A 711-nucleotide genomic window follows, 5' to 3' on the forward strand; every position below is an offset into this window, starting at 1 on the left:
CCCCCGCCACCGCATCCCCCACCACCTCGGCACCGCCGAGCAGCGCATCCCCGTCCAGTGAACCAACCAGACCCAGACCAGCCCGACCCCGCAGCCCAGCGAAACCCAGACGTCGCAGTGGCAGGAGTTTTCCACCCAGGGCCTGAGCTTCAAGCATCCGAAGGACTGGACCGTCGTTCCCGATGACTGCGAGCACTGCGACCCGAACGAGGATCCGATGGACAACCCGTTCACCGAGTGGAAGGTCAAGAACGAGAAGGGCCGAACCCTGATCGAGTTCAAGGCCAACTCCGCGGAGGACACCGACGGAGACATGGACACGTACCAGCGCACCAAGATTGAACAGGAGGCGTTGCCGGCCAAGCTCAGCAAACCGGCCAGCTTCTATGCCGAGCACTACGTGAGCACCGAATCCGATGGGGATACCGAGGAGAAATTCCTGGTCATGCTCATCAACGATGAGATGATCGCCGAACGCGGGCAGCAGCCGGCGCTGTCCTACTTCAGTCCCAAGAAGGACCTGTATTCGGTCATGGAATCCACCGGCGACCTGCCCGAACTGCTGGGCTTTGACGAGGACCACGTCACCGTGGACCAGGCCCGCCAGATCGTGCAGAGCCCGAATACCAGACGGTGCGGCAGGTCATGCTCAGCCTGCGTCCGGCCTAGGACGTGCATGCCTGCAGCCGGCGCCCGAAGGCAGGATCCCTT

General features: G+C 63.0%; 1 protein-coding gene. It reads left to right on the forward strand.

Annotated elements, in window-relative coordinates:
* Positions 1–217: 217 nt before the first annotated feature.
* The coding region (locus JCM19049_RS16550) for a hypothetical protein (RefSeq protein WP_279403466.1) at positions 218–711 on the forward strand (494 nt) is incomplete at its 3' end.

The sequence above is a fragment of the Arthrobacter sp. JCM 19049 genome (assembly GCF_001310435.1).